The organism is Bartonella tamiae Th239 (assembly GCF_000278275.1).
Taxonomy (GTDB): domain Bacteria; phylum Pseudomonadota; class Alphaproteobacteria; order Rhizobiales; family Rhizobiaceae; genus Bartonella; species Bartonella tamiae.
This window is the reverse complement of record NZ_JH725147.1, coordinates 1678808-1703004: the sequence shown is the minus strand read 5'-3', so window position 1 is coordinate 1703004 and position 24197 is coordinate 1678808. Positions and strand designations below refer to the sequence as shown.

At 38.0% G+C, this 24197-nt stretch carries 18 protein-coding genes; 12 read left to right on the top strand and 6 right to left on the bottom strand.

Features of this window, described 5'->3' with window-relative positions:
* Nucleotides 1-10 precede the first annotated feature (10 nt).
* The 6 genes from rplQ to alaS all read left to right on the top strand — a co-directional run bounded on the left by rplQ (nt 11) and on the right by alaS (nt 8712).
* Nucleotides 11-436 (top strand): 50S ribosomal protein L17, encoded by a 426-nt coding sequence (rplQ, locus tag ME5_RS07650; protein WP_008039938.1) that lies wholly within the window; start codon nt 11-13, stop codon nt 434-436.
* 372 nt (nt 437-808) lie between these two features.
* Nucleotides 809-2203, top strand: coding sequence for a DegQ family serine endoprotease (locus tag ME5_RS07645; RefSeq protein ID WP_008039937.1), 1395 nt, complete (start codon nt 809-811; stop codon nt 2201-2203).
* A 35-nt stretch (nt 2204-2238) separates the two neighbouring features.
* A complete protein-coding gene (locus ME5_RS07640; RefSeq protein WP_155799385.1) occupies nt 2239-3537 on the top strand; it encodes a replication-associated recombination protein A in 1299 nt (432 codons plus the stop codon).
* Between the two features lie 106 nt (nt 3538-3643).
* Nucleotides 3644-4315, top strand: a complete 672-nt coding sequence (locus ME5_RS07635; RefSeq protein ID WP_008039935.1) for a YiaD family glycine zipper/OmpA-like lipoprotein — start codon at nt 3644-3646, stop codon at nt 4313-4315.
* Nucleotides 4316-4537: 222 nt separating this feature from the next.
* Nucleotides 4538-5620, top strand: coding sequence for a recombinase RecA (gene recA, locus ME5_RS07630; protein WP_008039934.1), 1083 nt, complete (start codon nt 4538-4540; stop codon nt 5618-5620).
* A 425-nt stretch (nt 5621-6045) separates the two neighbouring features.
* Complete coding sequence (alaS, locus tag ME5_RS07625; protein ID WP_008039933.1) at nt 6046-8712, top strand: alanine--tRNA ligase; 2667 nt, start codon at nt 6046-6048, stop codon at nt 8710-8712.
* A gap of 265 nt (nt 8713-8977) precedes the next feature.
* On the opposite strand, the gene ME5_RS07620 is transcribed toward alaS, so the two are convergent.
* Nucleotides 8978-10816: a glucan ABC transporter ATP-binding protein/ permease gene (locus ME5_RS07620; RefSeq protein WP_008039932.1), complete on the bottom strand. Its 1839-nt coding sequence runs from the start codon at nt 10814-10816 to the stop codon at nt 8978-8980.
* A gap of 200 nt (nt 10817-11016) precedes the next feature.
* Between ME5_RS07620 and ME5_RS07615 the strand changes: the two genes are divergently transcribed.
* The 3 genes from ME5_RS07615 to ME5_RS07605 all read left to right on the top strand — a co-directional run bounded on the left by ME5_RS07615 (nt 11017) and on the right by ME5_RS07605 (nt 13441).
* Nucleotides 11017-12000 (top strand): RluA family pseudouridine synthase, encoded by a 984-nt coding sequence (locus ME5_RS07615; RefSeq protein ID WP_008039930.1) that lies wholly within the window; start codon nt 11017-11019, stop codon nt 11998-12000.
* Between the two features lie 128 nt (nt 12001-12128).
* Nucleotides 12129-12896 (top strand): ATP12 family chaperone protein, encoded by a 768-nt coding sequence (locus ME5_RS07610; RefSeq protein ID WP_008039929.1) that lies wholly within the window; start codon nt 12129-12131, stop codon nt 12894-12896.
* 116 nt (nt 12897-13012) lie between these two features.
* On the top strand, nt 13013-13441 hold the full coding sequence (locus tag ME5_RS07605) for an organic hydroperoxide resistance protein (protein ID WP_008039928.1): 429 nt from the start codon (nt 13013-13015) through the stop codon (nt 13439-13441).
* Nucleotides 13442-13552: 111 nt separating this feature from the next.
* Here the strand turns inward: ME5_RS07605 and ME5_RS07600 are convergent, their stop codons facing one another.
* The 3 genes from ME5_RS07600 to ME5_RS07590 all read right to left on the bottom strand — a co-directional run bounded on the left by ME5_RS07600 (nt 13553) and on the right by ME5_RS07590 (nt 16165).
* Nucleotides 13553-14098 (bottom strand): hypothetical protein, encoded by a 546-nt coding sequence (locus ME5_RS07600; protein ID WP_008039927.1) that lies wholly within the window; start codon nt 14096-14098, stop codon nt 13553-13555.
* Between the two features lie 152 nt (nt 14099-14250).
* Nucleotides 14251-15660 (bottom strand): type I glutamate--ammonia ligase, encoded by a 1410-nt coding sequence (glnA, locus tag ME5_RS07595; protein WP_008039926.1) that lies wholly within the window; start codon nt 15658-15660, stop codon nt 14251-14253.
* A 166-nt stretch (nt 15661-15826) separates the two neighbouring features.
* Nucleotides 15827-16165, bottom strand: a complete 339-nt coding sequence (locus ME5_RS07590) for a P-II family nitrogen regulator (RefSeq protein WP_008039925.1) — start codon at nt 16163-16165, stop codon at nt 15827-15829.
* A gap of 194 nt (nt 16166-16359) precedes the next feature.
* Between ME5_RS07590 and ME5_RS07585 the strand changes: the two genes are divergently transcribed.
* Both ME5_RS07585 and ME5_RS07580 read left to right on the top strand, forming a co-directional pair.
* Nucleotides 16360-17967, top strand: coding sequence for a bifunctional ADP-dependent NAD(P)H-hydrate dehydratase/NAD(P)H-hydrate epimerase (locus tag ME5_RS07585; RefSeq protein ID WP_008039924.1), 1608 nt, complete (start codon nt 16360-16362; stop codon nt 17965-17967).
* Nucleotides 17968-18076: 109 nt separating this feature from the next.
* The gene (locus ME5_RS07580) at nt 18077-19315 is read left to right on the top strand and encodes a porin (protein WP_008039922.1); all 1239 of its coding nucleotides are present in this window, start codon (nt 18077-18079) and stop codon (nt 19313-19315) included.
* Between the two features lie 167 nt (nt 19316-19482).
* Here the strand turns inward: ME5_RS07580 and uvrA are convergent, their stop codons facing one another.
* Nucleotides 19483-22392 carry an excinuclease ABC subunit UvrA gene (gene uvrA, locus ME5_RS07575; RefSeq protein ID WP_008039919.1) on the bottom strand — a complete coding sequence of 970 codons (2910 nt, stop codon included), beginning with the start codon at nt 22390-22392 and terminating at the stop codon, nt 19483-19485.
* 333 nt (nt 22393-22725) lie between these two features.
* On the opposite strand from uvrA, the gene ssb reads away from it, so the two are divergent.
* Nucleotides 22726-23247 carry a single-stranded DNA-binding protein gene (ssb, locus tag ME5_RS07570; protein WP_008039917.1) on the top strand — a complete coding sequence of 174 codons (522 nt, stop codon included), beginning with the start codon at nt 22726-22728 and terminating at the stop codon, nt 23245-23247.
* A gap of 274 nt (nt 23248-23521) precedes the next feature.
* Here ssb and ME5_RS07565 read toward each other — a convergent pair whose 3' ends face one another.
* A complete protein-coding gene (locus ME5_RS07565; protein WP_008039914.1) occupies nt 23522-24163 on the bottom strand; it encodes a MarC family protein in 642 nt (213 codons plus the stop codon).
* Nucleotides 24164-24197: the final 34 nt, after the last annotated feature.

The window sequence follows — 24197 nt, the reverse complement described above, 5'->3', positions numbered from 1 at the left end:
GAGAAGGCTCATGCGCCACGGTAAGTCAGGCCGCAAGCTGAACCGAACTGCTAGTCACCGAAAAGCAATGTTTGCCAATATGGCAACATCGTTGATTGAACATGAGCAGATCGTGACGACGCTTCCAAAGGCTAAAGAAATTAGACCAATTGTTGAAAAGTTGGTGACTCTAGGTAAGCGTGGTGATCTTCACGCACGTCGTCAAGCAATTTCAGCAATTAAGGATGTAAAACAAGTTGCAAAACTTTTTGATGTTTTGGCACCACGTTATGCTTCTCGCAATGGTGGATATATTCGTATCATGAAAGCGGGTTATCGTGCTGGTGATAATGCACCGATGGCTGTAGTTGAATTTGTTGATCGTAATGTTGAAGCGAAAGGCGCAGTTGATCGTGCCCGTGTTGAAGCTGAAGCAAAAGAAGCTGATGCAGCGTAAATTTTTATTATAGACAAAATTAAAACCCGCTTTTAGCGGGTTTTTTTATGATATTTATTTCGTCTAAGATCATAATAGTTTTATAAAATATTGAGTAAACTAATTAAGATTTCTCATATTGTTTTCGTATTTATTTATATTTCTCTTAATAAAGAGACTTATTTTAAAATTTTAAAATTTGAAATATATTTGTTAAAGTAATCATTGTTTTTAAAGGAGCGTGTTATTTATATATAGATATTTTTAAATAACTGCTTTCATCATCTGCAATGAGATAAAATAAGATAAATTTATCGTTCTTTTGCCCTAATTACCGTTATAGCTATGATGTATTGAATATTATGGACTAAAGCATTTGTCGAGGAAAATACAATGAAACAATCTTTATGGGCGTTTATTCTTTTTGTTATTTTTACAGCCTTTATGCCTGTTTTAACTTTTGCTGAAGTTCCGCAATCTCAAAATGAAATTAAGCTTTCCTTTGCACCTTTGGTTAAAAAAACTGTACCTTCTGTCGTTAATGTTTATGCCGCTCGCCAAGTGCGCGTGCGTACACCTTTTGAGAATGATCCTTTTTTTGAACAGTTTTTTGGTCGTGCGATGCCAAATCGACCATCACGCACTCAATCTTCTTTAGGATCAGGTGTTATCGTTGATGCGAGTGGACTTATTGTGACAAACTATCATGTTATACGTGATGCGGATGAAATCAAAGTGGCTTTGTCAGATGGGCGTGAATTTGAAAGTCGTGTTGTTTTAAAAGATGAGGCAACAGATATTGCTGTCTTGAAAATAGAACCAAAGGGAGCTGTATTTCCAATTTTGCCTTTAGGAAATTCTGATTCTGTTGAAGTGGGTGATTTGGTCCTAGCCATAGGAAATCCTTTTGGTGTTGGACAAACGGTCACCAGTGGTATTGTTTCAGCCCAAGCGCGTACACGTGTTGGCATTTCTAATTTTGATTTTTTTATTCAAACAGATGCAGCGATTAATCCCGGTAATTCTGGTGGTGCTTTAATTGATATGAAGGGTGAACTTATTGGTATTAATACCGCGATTTATTCACGCTCAGGAGGCTCTATTGGTATTGGTTTTGCTATTCCCGCTAATCTCGTTCGTGCCGTTGTGGAATCGGTTAAACGCGGTGAGGATCATTTTCAAACACCCTATATTGGTGCATCTTTTCAAAACATGACGCCTGATGTTGCAGAAGTTTTGGGTATGGAAAAACCCTATGGTGCAATGGTAACGGATATAATTGATGGAAGTCCTGCTCAAAAAGCTGGTTTGAAGATTGGTGATGTTATTTTAAGTGCTCAAAATACAAAAATAGATGATCCCGATGGTTTGGGTTATCGTTTAATGACCACAGGGATTGGGCATGATCTTAATATAGAATATTTACGCGATGGCAAAAAATATACAACAGTGATAACATTATCGGCAATACCACAAGATCAAATGAGTAAGTCAGTAAAGCTCGATGGCGACACACCGTTTGCTGGTGTTACGGTCATTGATTTGGCTCCTTATATGACCAATCGTTTTCGTTTGCCGCCTAAAGCAATAGGTGTTGTTGTTGAAAATGTTGATCGCAACAGTAATGCAGCGCGTCTTTTTCAATCTGGTGATATTATTCGTGTGATTAATGGAGCTGAAGTTAGAACTGTTGAAGATTTACAAGCTATTCTTACTGAAATACGTCCACGTATATGGCAAGTGGTTTATGAACGTAACGGTATGTTGTTACGCCAATTTGTTCGCTGAGGTGATTTTTGAGTAGTGATCTTTTTTCGCCCGAGATGAATCCCCACGGCGATTTAAATAAACCATTAGCGGAGAGAATGCGGCCACATCACATAAGTGAGGTGAGAGGGCAAGATCATCTTACAGGTAAAGATGGAATGCTTAGCAGAATGATTGAAGCAGGCTCATTAGGTTCGATGATTTTTTGGGGTCCTCCCGGAACAGGCAAAACAACATTAGCGCGTTTACTCGCAAATGAAACGAATTTGGCTTTTGAACAAGTATCGGCAATTTTTACTGGCGTAAGTGATTTAAAAAAAGTGTTTGAAAGCGCACGCGCACGCCAAATGTCTGGGCGCCAAACGCTTTTGTTTGTTGATGAAATTCATCGTTTTAATCGTGCTCAACAAGACAGTTTTTTACCGGTGATGGAAGATGGAACTGTTATATTAATTGGTGCTACAACAGAAAATCCTTCATTTGAACTTAATGCTGCGCTCTTATCTCGCGCACGAGTTTTAACTTTCAAGCCACATAATGAGGAAAGCCTTAATGCTTTGCTTATGAGAGCAGAAGAAATTGAAGGTAAAAAACTTCCTCTTGATGAAGAAGCGCGTATTATGCTTGTTCAAATGGCTGATGGTGATGGTCGGGCCATTTTAACGCTTGCTGAAGAAATATGGCGAAGTGGCCGTGATAATGAAGTGATAGACGCGCATTTATTGCGTGATCTTGTTCAAAAACGTGCGCCGCTTTACGATAAAGGTCAAGATGGACACTATAATCTTATTTCTGCTTTGCATAAATCGGTTCGCGGTTCAGACCCAGATGCGGCTCTTTATTATTTATGTCGCATGTTAGATGCTGGTGAAAATCCTCATTATCTTGGAAGACGTTTGGTACGAATGGCAGTTGAAGACATTGGCTTGGCAGATCCACAAGCGTTGATCATTTGTAATAGTGCTAAAGATGCCTATGATTATCTAGGTTCACCTGAAGGTGAATTGGCATTAGCACAAGCATGTGTTTATCTTGCTACAGCACCAAAATCCAATGCCGTATATACCGCTTATAAAGCAGCGAGACGCTCTGCAAGTGATCATGGGTCACTTTTACCACCCAAACATATTCTTAATGCGCCAACAAAGCTCATGAAAGGAGAGGGGTATGGAAAAGGCTATTTATACGATCATGATCAACCAGATGCTTTTTCTGGACAAAATTATTTTCCTGAGAAAATGTCACGTGAAGTATTTTATAATCCACCAGAACGTGGTTTTGAGCGGGAGATACGAAAACGTTTGGATTGGTGGGAAAAATTGAGACATGAACGTTATAAAACAAATAAACAGTGATATTTGTTAAGTAATGGTTTTCATTTTCATTGAGACGCTTTAAAAATAATAAAATAGTTTCCTTTTGGGGATTGATAATTATCTTTTAGACTGGAGAGACAGCAATATGTTAAAAAAAATTGGTATTTTGTTTTTGTCTGGCAGTATTTTGGCCGCTTGTACAACAACTAACCCTTATACAGGTGAAAGCCAAATTTCAAAAACTGCAGGTGGAGCAACGATCGGTGCCGTTGCTGGCGCATTAGGTGGTTTATTGGTCGGTGGTTCCAGTCGTGCGCAACGTAATGCTGTTTTAATAGGTGCAGGTGTTGGTGCTCTTGGTGGTGGTTTGATAGGAAATTATATGGATCGCCAAGAATCTGAATTGCGTGCACAATTGCAAGGCACAGGCGTTTCTGTCACAAGAAACGGGGATCAAATATTGCTCAATATGCCAGGAAATATTACATTTAATACAGACCAAGATGCAGTGAAACAGCAATTTTATCCTGTATTGAATTCTGTTGGTCTTGTATTGAAAAAATATGAAAAATCTCTTGTTGACGTTCTTGGATTTACCGATTCAACAGGTAGCCTGCAGCATAACCAAGACCTTTCACAACGTCGTGCATTGTCTGTTGCAAATTATTTAAACAGTCAAGGTGTTGATGGTCGTCGTCTATCGGTCGTGGGATATGGTCCATCAAATCCCATCGCATCGAATGCAACGCCAGCAGGGCGCGCTCAAAATCGTCGCGTAGAAATTCAAATCGCACCTTTGCGTCAGGCAGGATATTAATCGATTATTAGATCGGTATCTTTTTATAGAAAGCCGCTATAGTAATAGCGGCTTTTTTTATTGCATATCATCCAAATAAATAAGAACAAGACAAGAACTTTTTTGTAAATTTGTTTATATTCAAAGAGTTAATATACTTGCTAAAATAGAACAAATAGAGTACAAAATAGTTTGTGAGTATAGTCAATCAAGACTTCAACTTTTAGAAAGGGTTAGTATACAATGTCTCAAAACTCATTGCGACTCGTTGAGGATAAAACCGTGGACAAATCAAAAGCTTTAGATGCTGCCCTTTCACAAATTGAGCGTTCTTTTGGAAAAGGCTCTATTATGCGCCTTGGTCAAAACGAGCAGGTTGTGGAAATTGAAACAATACCAACGGGGTCATTATCGCTTGATATTGCATTGGGTGTTGGTGGCCTGCCTAAAGGACGCATTGTAGAAATTTATGGCCCGGAAAGTTCCGGTAAAACAACATTGGCATTGCATACAATTGCTGAAGCACAAAAACGTGGTGGTATTTGTGCATTTATTGATGCAGAACATGCTCTTGATCCAGTCTATGCACGCAAGCTCGGCGTTGACTTGGAAAATCTTTTGATTTCTCAGCCAGATACAGGTGAGCAGGCTTTGGAAATCACAGATACGCTTGTTCGTTCTGGTGCGGTTGATGTTTTGGTGGTAGATTCGGTTGCAGCATTAACTCCACGGGCCGAAATTGATGGTGAAATGGGGGATTCTCTTCCTGGTTTGCAAGCGCGTTTAATGAGCCAGGCTTTACGCAAATTGACAGCATCCATTGCGCGTTCCAATACGATGGTTATTTTTATCAATCAAATTCGCATGAAAATTGGTGTAATGTTTGGTTCTCCTGAAACAACGACTGGTGGTAATGCATTAAAATTTTATGCTTCTGTTCGTTTGGATATTCGACGCATTGGTGCAATTAAAGACCGCGATGAAGTGGTTGGTAATCAAACACGTGTAAAGGTTGTTAAAAATAAACTTGCCCCACCTTTTAAACAAGTTGAATTTGATATCATGTATGGGGAAGGTGTTTCTAAACTTGGCGAGTTGATTGATTTGGGTGTTAAGGCTGGAGTTGTAGAAAAATCAGGCGCTTGGTTTTCTTATAATTCGCAACGCTTGGGTCAAGGTCGTGAAAATGCAAAACAATTTTTACGAGCAAATAAGGAAGTGGCTGATGAAATTGAAACAACCCTTCGTCAAAATGCAGGATTGATTGCAGCTGAGCTTTTAGAAAATGGTGGCCCAGATGCACAGGAAGAAAGTGAAGCTGTTTAAATATTTTTTGATCAAATGATTAGTTATTAAATTTTTAAGGTCGCTGTATTTAAAAATACGCAGCGACCTTATTTATATATAAAATCAATATACTGCTCTATTTATAAGCTAATGAACTTTAAATTATCATAATATGAGTGTATATAATGAAATATTTTTTTAAATGAGTTGTTTTTAATTATATTGTGATAAAATATTTTATATTCATAAATTAAAATTTATTTCATAATTTTGAGGGTGCAAATTGCCCGCTTTTTTTTAAACTAAGAATGATGGTTTTGTATTGTCACTGTTTTCGCATTATAAATTGCTTAAAATGATGAATAAAAATAGGTTCCCACAATTATCAATATACTTTAAAAGACAGATCAGAATGTTGAAATGACCGTAAGATATTAAATTTTGCGGATAATTAGGTGTGAACAATGAATAGTGTAAATCAAATTAGGACTCAATTTTTAGAATATTTCCGTCGACAAGGTCATGAAATTATTTCTTCAAGTCCACTTGTCCCTCGTAACGATCCTACATTAATGTTCACAAATGCTGGCATGGTGCAATTTAAAAACGTTTTTACAGGACTTGAGCAACGTCCCTATAAACGCGCAACGACTGCTCAAAAATGTGTGCGTGCTGGGGGTAAACATAATGATCTTGATAATGTTGGTTATACAGCGCGTCATCATACTTTTTTTGAAATGTTAGGTAATTTTTCATTTGGCGATTATTTTAAAGAAGAGGCCATATTTTTCGCATGGAATTTATTAACCAACGAATTTGCTTTGCCGAAAGAAAAATTGCTTGTAACGGTGTATCATGATGATGAAGTCGCGGCTGATCTTTGGAAAAAAATCGCTGGACTTTCAGATGATAAAATTATTCGCATAGCGACTAATGATAATTTTTGGGCAATGGGGGATACTGGACCTTGTGGACCTTGTTCTGAAATTTTCTATGATCACGGTGATAAAATTTGGGGGGGGCCTCCAGGGAGCCCTGAAGAAGATGGTGATCGATTTATAGAAATTTGGAATCTTGTCTTCATGCAATTTGAGCAATTGTCTAAAGAAGAACGCGTTGATTTGCCGCGTCCCTCTATAGATACGGGTATTGGATTGGAGCGTATTGCCGCAGTTTTGCAAGGTGTTCACGATAATTATGATATAGACCTTTTTCGTACACTCATCACTGCTTCAGAAGAGGCAACAGGGATTAAGGCCGAAGGAGATTTTGTTGCCAGCCATCGCGTTATTGCTGATCATTTACGTTCTTCAGCTTTTCTTATTGCTGATGGGGTTTTACCCTCTAATGAAGGTCGTGGTTATGTTTTACGGCGTATTATGCGCCGAGCCATGCGGCATGCGCAACTGCTAGGAACAAAAGAACCTTTAATGTGGCGTTTATTACCTACATTAACTCGAGAAATGGGGCAGGCATATCCAGAGTTATTGCGTGCAGAATCCTTAATTTCAGAAACATTAAAATTAGAAGAAACACGTTTTCGAAAAACGCTTGAACGCGGATTGTTACTTTTAAATGAAGCAAGTGCAAATCTAGATTCTGGTGATCAATTTGATGGCGATGTCGCATTTAAACTCTATGATACTTACGGTTTTCCACTTGACTTAACTCAAGATGCATTACGTCGTCGCAATATAAGCGTCGACACAGAAGCTTTTGATAAAGCAATGGCTAACCAAAAGGCAGAAGCACGTGCAAACTGGTCTGGATCGGGAGAAGCAGCAACGGAAACAATTTGGTTTACCGTAAGAGATAAAATCGGGGTAACCGAATTTTTGGGCTATGATACTGAAAATGCTGAAGCTATTGTAACCGCTATTATCCGCGACGGAGTAATTGTAGACACTCTTAGCGAAGGACAAGACGCTATGATTGTTTTAAATCAAACGCCTTTTTATGGTGAGTCAGGCGGACAAATTGGAGATAGTGGTAGTATTTTGGGAGAAAATTTTGAATTTATCGTCAAAGATACCCAAAAAAGGGCAGACGGTGTCTTTGTTCATATTGGTCATGTTGAAAAAGGATCTGTTCATATAAATAATGAAGTTGAGTTGCATGTCGATCATCAACGCCGGCATCAAATTCGTGCGAACCATTCAGCAACGCATTTGCTTCATGAAGCATTAAGAGAGGTTTTAGGAAATCATGTTGCTCAAAAAGGATCACTTGTTTCTTCTCAAAGATTGCGTTTTGATTTTTCTCATCCAAAGCCAATTCTTCCAGAGGAACTTAAAAAAATTGAAGACTTAGCCAATGATATTGTTTTACAAAATAGTGCGGTAACAACTCGTTTGATGGCGGTTGATGATGCCATTGCGGAAGGTGCTATGGCATTATTTGGTGAAAAATATGGGGATGAAGTACGGGTTGTTTCTATGGGACAAAAATCAGACCAGCAAAGTTTAACTTCTCGTGCATGGTCCATTGAACTTTGTGGTGGTACGCATGTAAAGCGAACAGGTGATATAGGTTTAATAACAATTGTGTCAGAAGGAGCTGTTGCCTCTGGTGTACGCAGAATTGAAGCTTTAACGGCAAAAGCCGCCCGTCTTTATTTAAAAGAACAGGAAAAAACTGTTCATAATATTGCTTCAGCTTTAAAAACAACACCGCATACAGCGTTAGAGCGCACTAAAACTTTGGTGGAAGAGCGACGCAAGCTGGAAAAAGAATTAATGGATTCTCGCCAAAAATTAGCCCTTCAAGGGTCATCTTTACAAGAAAAGGATGGTGACAGTGAAGAAATTAATGGCGTTGCGTTTAAAGCAAGTATTATTAAGGGTATTTCTCCGCGTGAATTAAAACCCTTGGCACAAGCAGGCTTAGAGCAGTTGGGGCAAGGTATCGTTGTCTTTATTGGTTTATCGGAAGATAATAAAGCAAGCATCGTTATTGCTGTCAGTGAAAATCTCACCGCGAAGTATAGCGCTGTCGATTTAGTGCGGATTGCTGCAGAAGCTGTTGATGGAAAAGGCGGTGGTGGTCGTGCTGATATGGCACAGGCAGGAGGTCCTGATGGATCAAAAGCTGAAAATGCACTAGTTGCTTTAAAAAATGCCTTAAAGAAATAACACCATCAAGCTCATTTCTTTTTGTCATTTGCTTTATATGAATATTCTAAAAAAGCTTTAATCGGGTTCATTCAAGATTAAAGCTTTATAAGATATAATAGATCATTTTATGCACCATGATTCTTAAAGTGCAAATTCTTTATATACGTTGCTGATCTATCGTATTTATATTTTGATAATTCTTCTTAATTTTTTCATTTAATGACATGCCTAGAATTTAACTATGAAAATTTATCATTTTAGGCGTAAAGATTGATCCTTTAATTTAGTGCGCTCGCGCAAATTTATTTAAAGCAACAACATTATCGCTTTCTGGCTTAACCGTTGGTTGATCAATCGTTAAACCACCTGTTTTCAGTAATGATGTAAAGCGCCCACCTTTTTGTGCAAGATCATTAAAGCTGCCCTGTTCAATCACACGACCGCGATCCATAAACAAGACAAGATCAGCATTTCGTACTGTAGATAAACGGTGCGCAATAATTAGGGTTGTACGGTTTTGACTAACTTGGTCAATAGCTTTTTTGACACGCTCTTCTGTTTCAACATCTAATGCACTTGTGGCTTCATCCAGCACCAAAATGGGCGAATTTTTTAAAACGGCTCTTGCAATAGCTAATCTTTGGCGTTCGCCACCTGAAAGTAAAGATCCCCGCTCGCCCACTTTTGTATGATATCCATCACTTTTAAAAGCAATAAAATCATCAGCAGCAGCAGCTTTTGCAGCTTCAAAGAGTTCGTTTTCGTCTGCTTCGGGACGTCCAACGGCAATATTTTCATAAATTGTGCGGTTAAATAATCCAGCATCTTGGAAAACCGTCGCCATAGTTTGGCGCAACGAAGCGCGGTTTACAGTTTTTGTATCAACACCGTCAATTGTAATATGGCCTACAGCTGGATCATATACGCGTTGAAGCAAATTGATAAGTGTTGTTTTTCCAGCACCAGTAGGGCCGACAATGGCTACTGTTTGCCCAGCTTTAATCTCAAAGCTTAAATCATACACACCTTGACCCGTATTGGAAAATTCATGTGTGACATGGTCAAAACGTATGGCACCTTTAACATGGCTTAATGATGGTAGATTATCAGGTTCAGCTGCATTTTTAGTTGAATCCATCATATCATAAAATGCATCAAGTTTCGCACGGTTAGAGCCAATAAGATTGATAAAATTGCTAATTTGATCAAGCTGACCAATCATCATTTGTGAGAAAAATACAAAAGCAACAACATCACCAATATTTAACAAGCCTTTACTGACAAGATAGGTTCCTAACACAATAACCACTAAAACAGTCATGGTTGAAGCCATACGGTTTAATCCCGAAGCCAATGCCCACCAATTTAAGACAGGATATTGTGCTTTCAGAACATTTTTTGTGTTTTCAAGCAATCGAGCGCTTTCTGCCTCAATACGATTATAGCTTTGAACAACAGAAACATTAGAAATAGAATCGGTCACATGTTCAAAAAGTGCGAGATGATGTTTTTCAACTGACTCTTGCCCATGTTTTGTTTTGGACATCACAAGCCGCGCAATCATAATATAAATAATGCCTAAAGATACCAGAACTGCGGATAATCGATAGTCTGTCCATATAGCCACACTTAATAAAATGATCAGTTGCATTGTAGATGCTAAATGCTGACGCATAAATTCAAGCCACATTGTTGCCATTGATTCGCAAGCTCGCAACATTGTATGTAAGGCGTTTGATGTCCCTAGTTTTTGATGCCATGATAATGGCATATTGATAATGCTTTGATAGGATTGCGTTAAAACGCCAAGGCGGCGGCGATGAGCCAAACGATCGGCGCCACGATCAATCAGAACAGTTGTTAATATGCTAAAAAGACCAAGACCTGTCCAAATCGCAAGATAGGGAAAAACAGTGCTAAAAGTATCACTTGTGCTAAAAACCATTCCATCTGATACCGCCGTTGCGGTTGCTGAAAGATCATCAACAATCCAGCCAAAGATTTTTGGTATAAAAACCTGTATAGCCGCCATTGAAATATTAGCAGCACAAATAATGATAACAGCTTTTTTTTCTGTCATTAAATAGCTGATAGCACGTGTATATGTTTTAAAGAGTGACAACTCTAAATCTCCAAAGCAAAAAACAATAGTTAAATCTTTCGAAAAATTTCAAAATGAAATATTGCACATTATATAGTAAACGCTACCGCCAGATTTATGACCGGGAAAGGCACTTTTATCGACTGTTTGTAACGCTACGTGATAAACAGGTCGCTAATGTCTTTTGTTAATGATAGAGGATGATCGGCAAGGAGAGAAATATGGCCGGTGTTGAAATAAAAAAAATTGATGATGATGAAAATGGTATGCGTCTCGATCGTTGGTTTAAAGTGCATTATCCTGGGCTTGGATTTGGACATTTGCAAAAACTTTTGCGCTCAGGTCAAATCCGTGTTGATGGCGGTCGTGTTAAAGCGGATACACGACTCGAAATGGGCCAATCTTTGCGAGTACCTCCTTTGCCCATTGATGAAAAAGGTAAAGCTGTATTAACGGGCAAAACAATCCGCGGACAAAATGATGGGGATGTTTTAAAACAAATGCTCCTTTATGAAGACGCAAAGATCTACGTTTTTAATAAGCCAGCTGGATTGGCTGTTCAAGGTGGTTCTGGAGTCGTGCGTCACGTTGATGGTATGCTTGAAGCTTGGCGTAATAAAAAAGGAGAAAAACCGCGTCTTGTTCATCGTCTTGATCGTGATACATCAGGTGTTTTAGTGGTTGCACGATCTCGAGGTGCGGCTCAATCTTTAACAGCTGCGTTTCGTGCAAGAGATACAAAAAAAACTTATTGGGCGTTGGTTAGAGGTGTTCCAAAAAAGAAGCAAGATAAAATATCAACGTGGCTTGTGAAAGAAGCAACTGCCGATGGTGATAAGATGCGCGTTTGTGAACATGGCGAGCCTGATTCTGATCATGCGGTTAGTCATTATCGCGTCATAGATACAAGAAGCCGTGTGTTATCTTGGTTGGAAATGGAACCCTATACAGGGCGCACTCATCAATTACGTGTTCATGCTGCATTTATAAATCATCCGATTATTGGTGATCCAAAATATTTTTTTTCTGATTCCAATTGGGAATTACCAGGTGGAATTCAAAATAGATTGCATCTTCATGCAAGGCGAATACGCATTTCTAATCCGTCTGGTGGTCTACTTGATGTAACAGCACCTTTGCCGCCACATATGGTTCAAAGCTTCAATCTTTTGGCTTTCGATGAAATGGATGGTGAAGGTGATTAGATATTTTTCACTATTAAACAGTGTTTTATATAGATTACTGTAAAATGAACTGTGGTTGAAGAGCGTATTTAAAGAATGAACGTTCTTATCTGGCTCAAAAAAAGTTTAAGTACAAAGAAAGAAATAGTATGCGTGAAATTTTGAATGATACGGGAGAAAATACTTTTCTTAAGAAGGCACAAAATATTTCACAACAGTCTTTTGTTAAACGCTTTTATGACAATGCTACAGTTGTACCAACAGATAATGGCTTTGCGGTTTTGCTTGATGGTAAATGTGTTAAGACACCGGGAAGAAAAGAATTGATCGTCCCCAATCAAGATTTAGCCACTCATTTATCAGTAGAGTTTAACGTTCAAGAGGATTTTATCGATCCTAGAAAAATGTCTATTACACGTCTTGTAAATACTGTGATTGATGGTGTCGCTGATAATCGGGAAGCGGTTGAAGAAGATATTTTACGTTTTTTAGCAAGCGATTTACTATTTTATCGTGCTACTTCACCGAAGGAATTGGTTGATAGACAAACTAAATTATGGGATCCAATTATAGATTGGTTTGAACGAAAATGGGGTTATCATTTTGTTTTAAGTGAAGGAGTTATGCATGTTGATCAGCCTCGTGATGCAATATTAACTTATGGTCGTTTACTGCGCGATATTAAATCCCCTTTTATTATTGCCGCTTTGCATAATATAACGACATTGAGTGGTTCTGCACTTTTAGCCATGGCTCTTTACGATAAGTATATTACGAGTGATGAGGCTTGGAAATTAGCACATTTGGAAGAAGATTGGACGATTGAACATTGGGGTGAAGATCAGGAAGCCCTAAAAATGCGTCATAATAAACGCAAAGATTTTGACGCTGCTGTCTTATTATTAGACTTGTTATAATACTTAAAATTGCTTTGACGAAAGGCAAAATTTAAGAGATGATCATGTGTGAATGATCAATCTGGCAAAAGGTCCTTTTTTTAAGTGTCTTTTGTCTGTTACAATAGGAGATGCTCATGTTATCGAATATTCTTTATAAAACAGCGTCAACAGCAAAAGGTGGCCGCGAGGGTCATGTGCATTCAGATGATGGTGCGGTTGATTTAGTCCTTGTAAAACCCAAAGAAATGGGCGGTGATGGAACTGTTGGTGCTAATCCAGAAACACTTTTTGCTTCTGGTTATGCAGCCTGTTTTGAATCAGCTACTCGGCTTGCAGCGTCAAAAGCTGGTTTGGATGCCAAAGATGGTACTTATGTGAAGGCAGAGGTAGGTATTGGTCCTCGTAAAGGCGGTGGTTTTCAGCTTGCAGTTACGTTGAATGTACATCTGGAAGGTTTGGACAAACAACAAGCTGAAGTTGCTGCAATGACGGCACATAATGAAATTTGCCCATATTCCCATGCAACGCGCGGTAATGTTGATGTTCAAATTCGCATTGTTTAGAAAAAAACTTAGTATAAAATGATTTTATAATGAAATGATTGTTTTTTTATTTGTTAAAATGCGTTTAATGGTGAAATAACATTAAACGCATTTTTTAGATAACTTTCTAAGTTATTCAATGCGTTGTGCTTTGGAAGCATTGAGTTCAATTTTTTCAAATCCAGGGAATGTTTCGTTCATAAATTGTAATGTTGATTGATCATCACCGCGTACAAAATACCAATGAGTGTTTTCTTGAATTGCAACCAAATCACCTGTGACATGGCTTTTAATTGCATTAGGCATAGTAATGTTAAATTCGAGTGGCATAATGTAGTATAAGGTGCCATCAGTGAATTTTCCTGAACGCCTTTTATCAAAATCAATATTTGTTTTATTGATTTTATACATTGTCGATAATTGTTCTAATTGACTGATCATAATTTGGTTGAATTGCTCTTGTGCAATCTTTGACTGTTCCGCTAATTTTTTGATAATTTGCGGTGGAATAGTTTTCATAATGGACTGTACATCGCCATTTTCAAGCGCAATCTTATAGTCAATTATCGCTGTTCTTAAATGGTTTTCATCATTAGTGCTGTCTGCGTATGCATGAAAATGTGTAAAAAAAACTGTTAAAATAACAAGAGTAAAAACTGCTCCACGTTTAATTATCATAATACCCCATCATTTCCTTTTATTGTAAATATTGTGCAGGTGCTAAAACCAAAGCGTGACAGGAAAATGGCAAGATGAAAAAGCGTTAAATAAAATGGAGGCTTATGCCTCCATTTTATCAATTTAAAATAAATTTTTGCATTATTTTTGCATTATACAGAATAATACATATCAAATTCTACAGGGTGCGGTGTCATTTCATAACGCATCACTTCTTGCATTTTTAATTCAATGAAAGAATCAATTTGATCATTATCAAAAACATCCCCAGCCTTTAAAAAAGCGCGATCTTTATCAAGTGCTTCCAATGCTTCGCGCAGACTGGCCGCGACGGTCGGAATTTCCTTTAATTCACTTGGTGGTAGATCATAAAGATCTTTATCCATAGCTTGTCCAGGATGTATTTTATTTTTAATGCCATCCAGTCCCGCCATTAAAATGGCTGAAAATGCAAGATATGGATTGGCTGTTGGATCTGGAAATCTTACTTCCACGCGTTTAGAATAGGGAGAAGAGCCAAATGGAATACGACATGAGGCTGACCGATTTCTTGCAGAATAGGCTAATAAGACAGGTGCTTCATAACCAGGTACAAGTCTTTTATAGGAGTTTGTTGATGGATTGGTGAAAGCATTAATTGCTTTTGCATGTTTGATAATACCTCCAATAAAATAAAGACATGTTTCAGAAAGTCCTGCATATTCATTCCCAGCAAATGTAGGTTTTCCATCTTTCCAAATTGACATATGAACATGCATGCCAGATCCATTATCTCCAAAAATAGGTTTCGGCATAAAAGTTGCTGTTTTCCCATATGAATTTGCAACTTGATGAACAACATATTTAAAAATTTGCATTTTATCGGCTTCACGCACTAAAGTATCAAAGCGAATGCCAAGTTCATGCTGGGCGGCGGCGACTTCATGGTGATGCTTTTCAACACGAACACCCATATCCGTTAATGCTGTTAGCATCTCTGATCGCATATCTTGACATGAATCGATAGGGGGAACAGGAAAATATCCGCCTTTTATACGAGGGCGATGTGCAAGATTGCCCATTTCGTAGTCAGTATCGTCATTCGATGGTAATTCATTAGAATCTAACTTAAAACCAGTATTGTAAGGATCTGTTTTAAATCGCACATCGTCAAAAATGAAAAATTCAGCTTCAGGTCCAACATTTACTGTATCGCCTATGCCTAAAGATTTGAGATAGGCTTCGGCTTTTCGTGCAATAGAACGAGGATCACGATTATAGGATTCACCTGAATTGGGATCAAGAATATCACATAATATGACCAAAGTTGATTGTGCAAAAAAAGGATCAATATGGGCGGTGGTTGGATCTGGCATCAACACCATGTCAGATTCATTGATGGCTTTCCAGCCTGCAATAGATGAACCGTCAAACATAATACCATCGGCAAAACTGTCTTCACTAATTTCAGAAATATCCATTGTTACGTGATGCAGTTTACCTCTAGGATCAGTAAATCGCAGGTCAACAAAGCGAATATCATTATCGTTGATTTGTTTGATAATGTCAGATGCAGTAGTCATGTCACACTTCCTTTTTAAAAGATAATTATGGTAAATCTGGATATAACTTGGCCGTTTTAGAGAGTATTCAATATGTATTTCAAAAACACAAACTTTATAATATTGAAGTTATTTTTTGCAAAAAAAACTACCAATATATTATAGACATTGTGCTTCAATGATGCTCTTAAACGGCATCATTTCCTGTTTCTCCTGTACGAATTCTTATGGCTATTTCAATTGGTGAAACAAAAATTTTTCCATCTCCTATCCGCCCTGTTTGTGCAGCTTTTTGAATAGCTTCAATGGCAGGATCAACAAGTTCATCTGCAACAACCACTTCAACTTTAATCTTGGGAAGAAAATCAACAACATATTCGGCACCACGGTAAAGCTCTGTATGCCCTTTTTGTCTTCCAAAGCCCTTAGCCTCTGTAACGGTGATTCCTTGTAGCCCAACCTCTTGTAAGGCTTCTTTAACTTCATCAAGTTTAAAAGGTTTTATAATGGCCTCTATTTTTTTCATAATTTGCTATCTCCAGATTTTAAAATGGCGTTGTAAAGCCATAAAAACATACAAGCATAAATCATGCCAACAAATTATTTTTTATTAAAAAAATAAAAAACTATTTTTTTCATTAAATTAACTCGTTTGAGTATAAAAAAAGAAGTAATCTTATAACGCTTATAAAAGTAGAATGATTGTAAAGTGATATTAAAATGAGCGCTGTGATTAAAAAACATGCAAAAATTGGTTTGAATAATCCGTTATTACCTTTAGAGCTTTTGACACCTAATGAAATGGCACATGCTGATATGCTTGCAGCACAGGCTCATAATCATCAGACATATTGGCTTATGGAGCGGGCTGGTGCAAAAGTTACAGACTATATTTTAAATACTTTTGATAAAGCTCAAAAAATTGCCGTTTTATGTGGATCAGGAAATAATGGTGGCGATGGTTTTGTTGTTGCTCGACAATTATGGAATGTCTTGCATGAACAAAAACATGATAATGTTCCAAGCGGTTTAGAAGTTTTACAGAGACGTTTTGAGTTGATGTGTTTTACAGATGTGGATCGTCATCGACCAGATGATGCTCAAAAGGCATTTTTAAACTTACCTTTTGAGGCAAAACCCTTGTCTGAATTTAATGTTGAAAAGTTTGATCTTGTGGTTGATGCACTTTATGGCGCGGGTTTCAATCGTGAACTTAATGGTGACATTAAAAATTTAATAGACAAAATTAACCAGTCTAAAACACCTGTTCTTGCCATTGATCTTCCTTCAGGGGTGATGGGGGAAACGGGAATGATTTTAAATGGTGCGCTTATGGCACATAAAACCATCACTTTTTTTCGTTTAAAACCTGGTCATGTTTGTTATCCAGGACGTGCTTATTGTGGTGATATTATTCTTACCGATATTGGTATATCCGATAATGTTCTTGATAAAATTCAGCCAAAATTGAAATTGAATATGCCAGCTCTTTGGCAACATTTCTTTCCTGAAATGACTCATGAACTGCATAAATATAGTCGTGGTCATACCGTTGTGTTTTCAGGGCCTTCATGGGCTACTGGGGCAGCAAGATTGGCTTCATATGCTGCTGCAAGAATTGGGTCAGGTGCTGTGACGATTATTGCGCCTGATGAGGCGGTTTGTGCTCTACAAAATCATTTAACTAGTATAATGATTTATCCAGAAAATAATAATGATGATGTAATGTCTTTTCTATCACAACGCAAAGTGCGTTCTGTTATTTTAGGGCCAGCATTTGGAGATTTCAATCGTGCTCATGACCTTATACAGTTTATTCTGTTAAAACACGTTGTGGATCACTTAGTTCTGGATGCTGATGCTTTCACAGCACTTGCTAAAAAACCTCAAGCCTTTTATAATTTAATAAAAGAGTCACATGTTCATGTTGTTATGACGCCACATGAAGGTGAGTTTCAGCGTTTGTTTCCAGAGCTTGCAAGCTGTCATATGACACGTATTGAAAAAGCAAAACAAGCGGCTAAGATAAGTGGTGCTGTGATTGTATATAAGGGAGCAGATACAATTATTGCTAGTCCTTGTGGGCGTATTGCAGTCACCGTAAATGGCTCGCCCCATTTAGCGACAGCAGGTTCTGGTGATGTTCTTTCTGGTCTTGTAGGTGGATTGGTTGCCCAAAATATGCCTGTATTTGAAGCCGCTTGTGCTGCGGTTTGGTTTCATGCAGAATGTGGAACCTATTCAGGAAGAGGTACAATTGCGGAAGATTTAATTACTGTGTTACCAACTGTTTTGAAGAAATTTTTCTGTGATGAAAATATCACTTAGATAATACAAAATATTGTGCTCACAGCTTTGTGTTTTTCGTTTTTTTAAGCTTATGTCTATCCAAGAAATATGTAGTCCAATTGTGGTTAAATCTTGGGAGAATATTAGGATGAATATAGTCAAAATATTAACAGTATCGGCGACAGCATTACTTATAAGTGCAACAGCCCAAGCTGCAGATGTGCTTGTTGAGCCTGAACCAGTAGACTATGTTCGGGTTTGCGATGCTTATGGAGAGGGATATTTTTACATTCCTGGCACGCAAACATGTATGCGTCTTGGTGGATATTTACGTGTTGATATTAAGGGCGGTGATAATGTTTCTTCCTATAAAGGTAGAAAAACACGTGATACCTATAATTGGCGCACAAGGGCAGAGTTGCGTTTCCAAACAGCAAGTGAAACGGATTGGGGAACACTGCGAACATTGGTTGAACTTCGTAACCAATGGGATGATGGGCATGACACATTAAGTGGTCAGGCGCATTTTGCTTATGTCGAACTTGGTGGATTACGCGTTGGTGTTGATGAATCTATTTTTTGGCATTGGACGGGATATCTTGGCAAAGTCTTAAATGATGACATTGTAAATCCCGGAACTTTTCAACGTACAAATGTTTTAAGCTATACTTTTAGTACTGATAATGGATTTTCTGCAATTATAGGTGTTGAACAAGGAACAAATGGGGGAAGTGATAATCCAGGTGATAACTACTATTTAAAGGGCAATGGAAAACGCGTTGGTATCAATGCTGGCATAGGTGAGCGTTATGATCCTGCTGCGCGGCACTTTTATAGTGGTAGCCAAATTGATGATTATACACCTAATGTGTTATTTGGAGCCAAATTTGCACAAGGATGGGGATCAATCGCAGCTATTGGCGCTTATGATGCCAGATGGGAAGAGTGGGCTGCTAAAATTCGCGTAAACCTTAATATAACGGATCGTGTTTCAGCTTGGATCATGGCGGGATATAAGTCGAATGACGATTATTATGCCTATGATGAAGTCTATAATGAAAATCATCCTAAAAGAAAGAGAGATTATTATTATAGAATGCATACGAGCCAATACGGTGATTGGGGTGGTGACTGGGCACTCTGGGGTGGGGGTACTTTTAAAGCAACAAAAAAAGCCTCTTTCAATACTCAGTTGACTTATGATGATACCGATATTTTCAGTGCATCAATTAATGTCGCCTATGAATTGGTTCCTGGTTTCGTTATCACTCCTGAATTGAGTTATTTAAATTATGGTAATGACAAAAAATGGGCGGATGATGCTCGTGTAACTTTCCATGGGGATGATGCGTTTCAAGGTATGGTTCGTATGCAACGCAATTTTTAAACAATACTTAGCCTATTTTGGAACTTAGCCTATTTTGGATTTATAAAAAGTATGGCGGCTAATAAGCCGCCATTTTATGTTTTAAATCTTTATTATATAATATATTATTTTCATATTTAATATAAATTCATGCATTTAACTTTTTGTTTTATTTCATGATTTTATCATTAAGATTGTTTTAAAGGGCGTCTTTCAAGTAATTCTTTAAGAAAATGTCCCGTATAAGAACGTTCGACTTTGACGATATCTTCAGGTCTGCCGACAGCAACAATATCTCCACCCCCGTCGCCACCTTCTGGTCCAAGATCAATGACCCAATCAGCTGTTTTAATCACTTCTAAATTATGTTCAATAACTGCAACAGTATTTCCTTGATCAACCAATTCGTGCAAGACTTCTAGTAATTTAGCGACATCATGGAAGTGAAGGCCAGTTGTTGGTTCATCCAAAATATATAATGTGCGCCCAGTTGCTTTTCGGGATAGCTCTTTTGCAAGCTTGACACGTTGCGCTTCACCGCCTGATAACGTCGTGGCTTGTTGTCCAACTTTGACATAACCCAATCCAACTTTCACAAGAGTGTCCAACTTGTCGCGTATAGCAGGTACAGCTTGAAAAAAAACAGCACCCTCTTCAACGGTCATATCTAAAACATCAGCAATTGATTTCCCTTTGAACGTGATATCAAGAGTTTCACGGTTATAACGTTTGCCTTGACAGACATCACATGTGACATAAACATCGGGCAGAAAATGCATTTCAATTTTTATAACGCCATCACCTTGACAGGCTTCACACCGTCCTCCTTTGACATTAAAGGAAAAACGACCCGCTTGATAACCGCGGGCTTTTGCTTCAGGCAGGCTCGCAAACCATTCTCTAATGGGCGTAAATGCTCCTGTATATGTTGCAGGGTTAGAGCGCGGTGTTCGTCCAATTGGTGATTGATCAATATCAATGACTTTATCAAGAAATTCGAGACCTGTAATTTTATTATAATCAGCAGGATGTTCTCTGCTTCCCATTATTTTTCTTGAAGCAGCTTTATATAATGTTTCAATTAGAAATGTTGATTTTCCGCCGCCAGAAACACCCGTCACACAAGTAAATGTTCCTAGTGGTATTTCGGCACTGACATTTTTTAAATTGTTCCCACTGGCACCGACAACTTTTATTTTTTTTGTTTTTGAAAGTTGTCGTCTTTGTGCAGGTACTGGAACTTCTATTTTTCCTGATAAATATTGCCCTGTTAATGACGCAGGTTCATTCATAATGTCTTTCGGTGTGCCTTGTGCAATCACATATCCTCCTTGCACACCTGCGGCAGGGCCTATATCAACCACATAATCTGATGTTAATATCGCGTCTTCATCATGCTCAACCACAATGACGGTATTGCCAAGATCACGCAAATGATGAAGCGTTTCAAGAAGACGAGCATTATCACGCTGGTGTAAACCAATAGAGGGTTCATCAAGCACATAAAGCACGCCTGTTAAGCCAGAGCCAATTTGTGAAGCAAGACGAATACGCTGGCTTTCTCCTCCAGATAACGTGCCAGAATTACGTGATAATGTGAGATAATCTAAACCAACATCATTGAGAAAGGTTAATCTCTCACGAATTTCTTTTAAAATTCGGTTGGCAATATCGCGTTGCTTTTCAGTAAAACTTTCAGTAACTTCACTAAACCATTGATCTGCTTTAGAAATTGACATTTCAGATACTTGTCCGATATGCATTTTGTCAATTTTTACAGCCAAAGCTTCTGGTTTTAATCGATATCCATCACATGCAGGGCAGGGTGATGATGACATATAGCGTTCTATCTCTTCACGTGACCATGCAGAATCTGTTTCTTTCCAACGCCGTTCCAGATTAGGGATCACGCCTTCAAAGGTTTTTTTGACTGTATAGGAGCGTAACCCATCACTATAGATGAATTCGATTTCTTTTTTGCCAGTACCATATAAAATAGCTTGACGGGCTTCTTCAGAAAGATCTTTCCATTTATTGCCCAATTTAAATCCATAGGCTTTACCTAAGGCTTCTAAAGTTTGAGTATAATAGGGAGATGAGGATTTTGACCAAGGGGCAACGGCACCTGCTTTTAAAGTATAGTGATCGTCTGGCACTACAAGTTTGGGATCAATTGATTGTCTCACTCCTAATCCATCACAATGAGGACAGGCACCAAAAGGATTATTAAAAGAAAAAAGTCTTGGTTCAATTTCAGGAATGGTGAAACCAGAAACTGGGCAGGCAAATTTTTCTGAAAAAAGCAAATTTTCATGAGTTTCATTTCTAGATTTATTGGCTGATCCGCCCGCAGTTTCATTGGCAGGTAAGGGTTTATCAGCCAATTCTGCAATAGCTAAACCATCAGAAAGACGTAATGATGTTTCTAAACTATCGGCAAGACGTGTCGTTAAATCAGCGCGCACAACAATACGATCGACCACAACATCAATATCATGTTTAAATTTTTTATCGAGTGCTGGAGCATCACTAATTTCGTAAAAAACACCATCAATTTTTACACGCTGAAACCCTTTTTTTAAAAGCTCAGCCATTTCCTTTTTAAATTCGCCTTTGCGCCCACGTGCTATCGGTGCCATAATAAAAAGGCGTGTTCCCTCTGATAGAGCCATAACACGATCAACCATTTGACTAATCGTCTGGCTCTCAATAGGCAGACCAGTAGCTGGCGAATAAGGAACGCCAACACGCGCAAATAAAAGGCGCATATAATCATGAATTTCAGTGACTGTTCCGACAGTTGAGCGCGGGTTACGGCTTGTCGTTTTTTGTTCAATAGAGATTGCAGGAGATAAACCATCAATTTGATCAACATCTGGTTTTTGCATCATTTCTAAAAATTGGCGCGCATAGGCGGAAAGACTTTCAACATAACGTCTTTGCCCTTCAGCATAAATGGTATCAAATGCAAGGGAAGATTTTCCTGAGCCAGAAAGACCTGTCATAATGATAAGCTTATCGCGTGGAAGATCAAGGTCAATGTTTTTTAAATTATGCTCACGTGCACCACGAATTGAAATAAATTTTTGATCTGACATAACGCGCCTTAAGAGAACAAATATGGAACAATGATTATCAGATAAGTGTTTTGAATTTAAATGTCCATGCCTCTATCATATGTTTTGTATCGTTTTATAAACAACATCTGTGGAAAGATAAAAATCTATCTCGCTTTTTATATGCTATATGACAAAACCGTGTAAATAAGTGTGATTATTGAAAATAATTGAATATCGGGACGTTTAAAAGATTTTTATGTTTGATTGAGTCCAAATGACTTGCTAAATTTTTAGAAGACATTTTTAGTGTTCATACAAATTAATCGTTAATGATCGTTATAAAATATAAATTTGTGATTTGGAGTTCATGTCATGGCTGGTAGTGTAAACAAAGTGATCTTAATTGGCAATTTGGGTGCAGATCCTGAAATTCGCCGCATGAATTCAGGAGATCAGGTTGCTAGTCTGCGTATTGCAACATCTGAAAGTTGGAAAGATCGTAATACGGGTGAACGTCGTGAGCGCACAGAATGGCATAATATTGTCATCTTCAATGATAATCTGGTTAAAGTTGTTGAACAATATGTAAAAAAAGGTGCCAAAATATATATTGAAGGTCAATTGCAAACACGTAAATGGCAAGACCAAAATGGCAATGATCGTTATACGACAGAAGTGGTTTTGCAAAAGTACCGTGGTGAATTACAAATGCTTGATAGTCGTGGCGAAGGTGGTGGCCGTACGCAAGTGCAAGATCAATCATCTGGTGGTTATGGAGCATCAAATTATGGTAATACGTCTTCTGGCGGTTACGGAGCTAATAATGATCGTGGTGGAAATTTATCAGAGCCAGGTGATTTTTCTCGTGAATTGGATGATGAAGTGCCCTTTTAAGGTCAAATGTCTTTTTTGGTTGATAGATAGACGACGTCTAGAGTCTCTATATTTTCAGCGTAGTATTACATGATATTCTAAAGATAAAGAACGAAACGTAAATAATATTTTTAATGATAGCTGTTTGCAAATTTGAAAATAATTTTTTTTATTATGTGTTTTTGTATTATGTTATCACTCTTATTTATTTAGATTGCGTGTTATTTCGCACGCTTAAGATTTTTATCTTTTATCGTATTGTTGATAATAAATCAGATTACATCTCTTTGATATATCATGAAGATACTGGTGATAGAAAAATTGCTATAACGCCATTAGCAACAAATTGAACCGCAAGTGCTGCAAGTAAAACACCAAAAAGACGTGTTACTATTGTTCTTCCTGTTTCGCCGAGAATTCTGTCGATAGGATGTGCGAGCATCATAAATCCATAACATGCAAGGACGGCGCCTAAAATAACAATGCATGAAACAATCGAACCAGAAAATCCAGTATTTTTACTTGCCATCAATATCGTTGCGGATATCGCTCCAGGACCAGAAATCATAGGAAGAGCGAGCGGGAAAGCCGCAATATTTCTAATATGATCTTTTGTGATAGCAATTTGTGCACTTTGCTCTTTGCGTTCAGAACGCTTTTCAAAAATCATTTCAAACGCAATAACAAAGAGAAGAATACCGCCAGCAATTTGAAAAGCACCAATGGAAATGCCTAAACCATTTAAAATGGTTTCTCCTGCTAAAGCGAAAGCGGTGAGAATAAAAAAAGAAATAATTGCTGCTGTAATTGCCGTAGCACGTCGTTCAACGCCAGTCATGCCATAAGTTAAACGCAAAAATATAGGTACCAATCCTGGTGGATCAATCGTTACTAAAAGCGTGATTAGCGCATTTATGATGAGAACGATTTCGGCCATTTTTGGCAATCCTTTATAGTTTGTTTATGCTTGT

Excerpts from the sequence above, each read along its gene's own strand:
- ME5_RS07585 (WP_008039924.1), top strand. The coding sequence starts at position 16,360 with ATGAGCGCTGTGATTAAAAAACATGCAAAAATTGGTTTGAATAATCCG.
- ME5_RS07640 (WP_155799385.1), top strand. The coding sequence starts at position 2,239 with ATGAATCCCCACGGCGATTTAAATAAACCATTAGCGGAGAGAATGCGG.
- ME5_RS07600 (WP_008039927.1), bottom strand. The coding sequence starts at position 14,098 with ATGATAATTAAACGTGGAGCAGTTTTTACTCTTGTTATTTTAACAGTT.
- recA (WP_008039934.1), top strand. The coding sequence starts at position 4,538 with ATGTCTCAAAACTCATTGCGACTCGTTGAGGATAAAACCGTGGACAAA.
- ME5_RS07605 (WP_008039928.1), top strand. The coding sequence starts at position 13,013 with ATGTTATCGAATATTCTTTATAAAACAGCGTCAACAGCAAAAGGTGGC.
- ssb (WP_008039917.1), top strand. The coding sequence starts at position 22,726 with ATGGCTGGTAGTGTAAACAAAGTGATCTTAATTGGCAATTTGGGTGCA.
- ME5_RS07590 (WP_008039925.1), bottom strand. The coding sequence starts at position 16,165 with ATGAAAAAAATAGAGGCCATTATAAAACCTTTTAAACTTGATGAAGTT.
- ME5_RS07565 (WP_008039914.1), bottom strand. The coding sequence starts at position 24,163 with ATGGCCGAAATCGTTCTCATCATAAATGCGCTAATCACGCTTTTAGTA.
- glnA (WP_008039926.1), bottom strand. The coding sequence starts at position 15,660 with ATGACTACTGCATCTGACATTATCAAACAAATCAACGATAATGATATT.
- ME5_RS07610 (WP_008039929.1), top strand. The coding sequence starts at position 12,129 with ATGCGTGAAATTTTGAATGATACGGGAGAAAATACTTTTCTTAAGAAG.
- ME5_RS07635 (WP_008039935.1), top strand. The coding sequence starts at position 3,644 with ATGTTAAAAAAAATTGGTATTTTGTTTTTGTCTGGCAGTATTTTGGCC.
- ME5_RS07615 (WP_008039930.1), top strand. The coding sequence starts at position 11,017 with ATGGCCGGTGTTGAAATAAAAAAAATTGATGATGATGAAAATGGTATG.
- alaS (WP_008039933.1), top strand. The coding sequence starts at position 6,046 with ATGAATAGTGTAAATCAAATTAGGACTCAATTTTTAGAATATTTCCGT.
- uvrA (WP_008039919.1), bottom strand. The coding sequence starts at position 22,392 with ATGTCAGATCAAAAATTTATTTCAATTCGTGGTGCACGTGAGCATAAT.
- ME5_RS07580 (WP_008039922.1), top strand. The coding sequence starts at position 18,077 with ATGAATATAGTCAAAATATTAACAGTATCGGCGACAGCATTACTTATA.
- ME5_RS07645 (WP_008039937.1), top strand. The coding sequence starts at position 809 with ATGAAACAATCTTTATGGGCGTTTATTCTTTTTGTTATTTTTACAGCC.
- rplQ (WP_008039938.1), top strand. The coding sequence starts at position 11 with ATGCGCCACGGTAAGTCAGGCCGCAAGCTGAACCGAACTGCTAGTCAC.